Below are 5,117 nucleotides of genomic sequence, written 5' to 3'. Positions count from 1 at the left end.
TCATGAGAAAGCCCATATAAATGGGTAGAGTACAAGTTGCTGTAGAAGCATTTTTAATTCGTCTGATCACAGATACTTTATAAAGTATTTTAATACTTTTTTGAATCCGTCAATGCGTAAGTCCTATCTTCTTTAAGCTGCGCTGGTTCATGACACAAACTGCTGCGAATATTGTTTAAAGACATCTGTATTCGCCAGGAAGTTTCAGCATGCTCCAGTTGTTGTGCCTCTTTTTTCAATTGGCTGATTTTTAAAATAACCTGCTGATGAAGCTCTGCAATCAGCTGTTGTTGCACATTTTCTTTGGCACGAAAATAGTCATCCAGACCTTGTTGCAGATCTTCCAGACTCACCAAAATGGCTTGCTCTGAATCAAGTCGATGCATCAACTCTTGCAGACGGGTCAGATCAATCACGGCACTGGTTTCCACCAGTGCCAAATTAATCTGGGTCTTTAATTTTTCCGACTGCACCATCTTAGTATTCAATATTCCAATCCGGTCCAGCATACTGCGTAAATGGATACGAAACGGTACGCCATAAGGAAGATATAAAGCCTGACGAATGGCCTTGTAATGCAACGACAGAATCCGCTGTACCGTAATTTCAGGAGACATCGCCCGAACCAGATGAATGATATAAATTGAAATAATCGGCCCCAGCACCGAACCGATGGTGGCATCAAAGAAAAAAACCTGATCCAGCGTGTAATGGTTTTGCAAGTTCAAGCCCATGATGGTTCCCATCAATAAAGGCAAGGCAATCCCGGTGAGTGGTGGATGGGGAAACATCATCAGGCAATAGATCACAAAAGGGGCCAATACCAGTGCCAATTCCCAGAACGAGGTTACGTGCGGGAAAATGCCATAGGCATAAATAAATACCAGCACCCCTGCATAAATATTGCCACGCACAAACATCTTCAATGCCGGTACCGGATTATCCATGGCCGTTAAAATACAGGCGCTGATCGCTGCCATTTCAGCCATCATAAAACCGGCTTTCCAACCACTGAGTATCCAGAATCCTGTCGCGATGATCACCACAATAAAAGCGGAAATTCCGCCCCGCACCGCAACCCCATGGTCACGGTGTAAATTGGGATAGGTGGTGCTTAGGGGTGTGACGCTTTCTGGCAATGAAGCATCGCCCTGTTGGATGCGTTGCCAAATTAGTCTGATGGCACGAATATTTTGAATGAAATGGCGGATATCCATTTTCAGGCTGGCCAAAATCACCTGCTGTTCAGCAGGTACGGTGGCCATTAAACGGGTAAAATCCTGCTCAAAATTTTCAGGCAACAGATTTAAGGTCTGTTCCTGAATATCCTGATCATCTTTTAAAAATGCCGCGCTATGATCATGAATCACCTGAAGCTGGACACGGTATTGGCGATCCATTTGATCCAGCTGTTTGATCCGTTCGGCCATCGCCACCAGGTTCGCTACCAGCATGCTCAGTTGATGTAGCATTTCCTGTAGGGGTTTAGTCATGCCCTGCAAGGTCGATTTCTCATAGGACAAGTGCACTGCCATGACATGAATTTCAGCAATATCACGGGCAATCTGACTGAGTGCGGTACTGTAATTTCCCAGTTCGGAGGGGTTGAGTAAAATCTGGTCAAATAAAGTTTTGGTGTCTTTAAAGGTTTTAGATACACGTGCCGCCACGGCTGGCCCAATATGCAGCGGAAAAATTGTCGTAGTCACAATAGCACTACAGACCACCCCGACCAGAATCTCTAAAAAGCGGCCCACAGCCATATCAAACATCGATGCCGTGTCAATGCTATAGATAATGTTATAGCTGATAATAACCGTGGTATATCCCGCCAGCATAAATACATAGCTACGCGGAGTCCGATCGAGCAATGAGATATATAAACAACCTCCTACCCATGCAGCTAAAAACAAAGTGAACAGCCACGGTGTATTGATTAGTAACGGAGTCACTGCCACCGAAACTACCGCACCCAACAAGGTGCCCAGTGCACGATACACACTTTTGGAAGAAGTCATCCCGGAAAATGGATTGGCAATCACAAAGACGGTTCCGATTGCCCATATGGGATAGGCCAAATTCAGTGCAAAAGCCACATACAGCGCAAGCATACCTGCCAGAAACGTTTTAGTCGCAAAAATCCAGTCCATCTTGTTGGGACGAAATGCGAGTACTTGTTTAGTAAGCAGCATGGGTTGATCTCAAATTAGGGGTTACTTCCTCTGCCTGATTTTTGAATGACGACTACAATGCACGATCTACCTGGAAGATGGATCGTGTAAAAATAGGGAGGTTTAAACATGCCTCAGATGAGCGTCATTCAAAACGAATGGAGAAGATTTCACATCATCCTGTTGATGTGAAATAACACAGGAAAACAGCCAGCCTGGAAAGGTTGAAAATTCACCATTAGACATTTATTTTTATTATTTTTTCAAACAAAGCCCATAAAGTCAATAATAATATCTCATTGTGATAATTAAACATAAATTAATAAGACCTATTAAATGAATATTGCCTTATTTTCTCATGCTCACCGTAAAATATTTTTAGATGAGGTACAAATACAACATTCGCTTCACAAAAGCCCTGCTCTACCTAATTTTTTGTTATAAAGTAATACTTATTCGTTTTTCTTTTTATATGCTTTGACCAAGCAGGTACTTATGGCACTTTCTAGTTTTGGTAAAATTCTTACCGTTTTGGATCTCTTTTCAGTGTCTCGCCCGATCATTAATGTCGATATCATTAGTGAGGAATTAGGACTCTCTAAACCCACAAGTTACCGTTATTTAAAAGAATTGGTTTCGGCAGAATTATTACAACGCCTCAGTGGAACTTCAGGTGACTACACACTAGGTTCTAAAATTGCCGTACTGGATTACATTTCCCGTACCACAGACCCTTTGGTACAGATCAGCATTCCCTTTATGCAGCAAATTGTAGAACGTACCGAATTCGGCTGTCTGCTCACGCATTTAAATTACGATTCATGTATCGATATTCATCACGAACTATATAAAGACCTGACCACGCTGATTTATGGTCGTGGTTGTCCTCGCCCAATCTATAAAGGTTCTTCTGCCAAGGTGATTTTGGCACATTTACCCAAACAGCGCGTTTTGGATTATTATCGGCGCTTTGTGACTGAACTGTCTGAAGTTGGCTTTGCACATAGCGAAGAAGAATTTCTGTTGCAAATGAAACAGATTAAAAAACAGGGCTATTATTTCTCGAGTGGAGAAGTCGATCCCAATCTGGCCAGTCTTTCTATTCCAGTGAAATTTTCTGCTAAGGAACCGCCTTTGGCCTTGACCCTGTTAGGCTCGAAAAACCGCTTTGAATTTACCAATTTCCAGAAGTTGATCGAAATATTACGCGACAATGCAAGTTTAATCGAAAAGAAATTTATGACCTTGACCCATCAGGAAGACATATTTTAACTTGAGGAACAGCAATACATTTTAATCTAAAAAATGTTGAATTTATCATTACATTCTCATAGTATGATTATTGTTCTTCAGCATCCAGTGTTCCATGATAACGTGATGCCATGTTAAAACTCTCCCCAAATTAAAAAAGCTCATCACAGGATGGGCTTTTTTATGCGCTTATTTCCAATATTCTATTGCTTCTCATGCGGATAAAAATAACGGAAAGTCAGATTCACCCGTGGCTCAATAATTCTCACCGATTTCCTTAAAGTATGCTTCCAGTACCGCTGAGTCTTGCCACGCATCACAATCAGCTGACCGCTCTGTAACAGCACATCAACTTTGTCTGGCTTTTGCTTGTGCTTAAAACTGAATTTCCGGGTTGCCCCAAAACTTAAGGAGGCAATCACGGTTTCCTGACCTATATTGGATTGCAACGTAGACTCATCATCACTATGCCAGCCCATGGCTTGAGTGCCATCTTCATACAAATTGGCAAGACAGGAATTAAACGCATGGCCAACCAAATTTTCGATATGCTGCTTTAAACGGAATAATCCGGGTGTCCAGACATGGGCTTGCTTGAATGTGCCGGAATAATGATATGGGTAATTTTCATCGCCATACCAGGCCACTTTGCGTGCAGTTTTATAGTGTTTTCCATACAATAGTACTTCATCATGTTGCCAAGCCAGATGAGCTAAAAAATACTGCAAATATTGTTCGCTCTGCTGAGGCGTTAAAATCAGGCCATAGTCTTGCACAATACCATCATAGGGCAACAGATTGGCATGAGGTTCAGGCGCAAACAGGTCTAGAGTCATTAACAAGGCCTATTGATTCAAGGCAGCTGTTTTGAAAAGAAATTAACATGACTCAACCTCCAATAAAATCGTAATCCTTTTATCATGCAAACTTTTATTTAAGCTTGCCTAGAAGCGTATAATCCATTCGCCTCGGACATAGCGATAGTCATAATCAGGTCCATAGAAAGAAGCACTGCGGTTATATCCGGCATTCATACGTAGAAACTGAACCGTACCGGGTTTGTCGGAGACTTTTTTATTTAAGTTAGGCCACCTGACCTAACGGGTTAATCTTATCATAGTACATTGCTTCAAACTCAAAAGGCGATACATAACCCAGTGCACTGTGTACACGCTTTTTATTGAACCAATCTACCCAGTTTAGTGTCGCAAGTTGTACATCTGCTAAACCTTGCCAATCTGCTTTTAAATATTCAATCACCTCTGTTTTGTATAAGCCATTCACCGTTTCAGCCAAAGCATTATCGTATGAATCACCAGTTGTACCGACTGATGCTCGTAAATTTGCAGCTTCTAAACGATTGGTATAGCGAATAGAAAGATATTGAACACCTCTATCGGAATGATGAATCACATTCTTTGGCATGCCTCGATCGTGCAATGCTTGCTCCAATGCATCGAGCACCATATCTGTATTCATCCGTGTAGATACTTTCCAGCCAACAATTGCTCGTGAGAACACATCAATAACAAATGCGGTATATACCCAGCCTGCCTGAATGAGTTTGAATATAGGGGTGAGTAGACCAAGGGAATTTCACCCTTAGCCCCTCGCAGAACCGGACATGAACCTCTCAGCTCATCCGGCTCCCATTATCCAACCGATGGTAAACATCCCATTTTCCAGTGCACAAAG

3 protein-coding genes and 1 pseudogene are annotated in these 5,117 nt (G+C 42.1%); 1 reads left to right on the top strand and 3 read right to left on the bottom strand.

Features of this window, described 5'->3' with window-relative positions:
- Positions 1-89 precede the first annotated feature (89 nt).
- Positions 90-2,192, bottom strand: a complete 2,103-nt coding sequence (locus FTU91_RS15595; protein ID WP_180082795.1) for an FUSC family protein — start codon at positions 2,190-2,192, stop codon at positions 90-92.
- 474 nt (positions 2,193-2,666) lie between these two features.
- Here FTU91_RS15595 and FTU91_RS15590 point away from each other — a divergent pair, with 474 nt between their 5' ends.
- Complete coding sequence (locus FTU91_RS15590) at positions 2,667-3,443, top strand: IclR family transcriptional regulator (protein ID WP_166169565.1); 777 nt, start codon at positions 2,667-2,669, stop codon at positions 3,441-3,443.
- A gap of 182 nt (positions 3,444-3,625) precedes the next feature.
- On the opposite strand, the gene FTU91_RS15585 is transcribed toward FTU91_RS15590, so the two are convergent.
- Positions 3,626-4,258, bottom strand: a complete 633-nt coding sequence (locus tag FTU91_RS15585; RefSeq protein ID WP_180082794.1) for an alpha-ketoglutarate-dependent dioxygenase AlkB — start codon at positions 4,256-4,258, stop codon at positions 3,626-3,628.
- Positions 4,259-4,505: 247 nt separating this feature from the next.
- A pseudogene (locus FTU91_RS15580) lies at positions 4,506-4,995 on the bottom strand (IS3 family transposase); the annotation flags it as partial.
- Positions 4,996-5,117 lie beyond the last annotated feature (122 nt).

Source organism: Acinetobacter sp. YH12201, from assembly GCF_013418145.1.
GTDB lineage: Bacteria > Pseudomonadota > Gammaproteobacteria > Pseudomonadales > Moraxellaceae > Acinetobacter.
This window is presented reverse-complemented; position numbering and strand designations above follow the sequence as displayed.

Bases quoted from the DNA above. Each gene is read 5' to 3' on its own strand.
- FTU91_RS15595 (WP_180082795.1), bottom strand. From the start codon at position 2,192: ATGCTGCTTACTAAACAAGTACTCGCATTTCGTCCCAACAAGATGGAC.
- FTU91_RS15590 (WP_166169565.1), top strand. From the start codon at position 2,667: ATGGCACTTTCTAGTTTTGGTAAAATTCTTACCGTTTTGGATCTCTTT.
- FTU91_RS15585 (WP_180082794.1), bottom strand. From the start codon at position 4,258: ATGACTCTAGACCTGTTTGCGCCTGAACCTCATGCCAATCTGTTGCCC.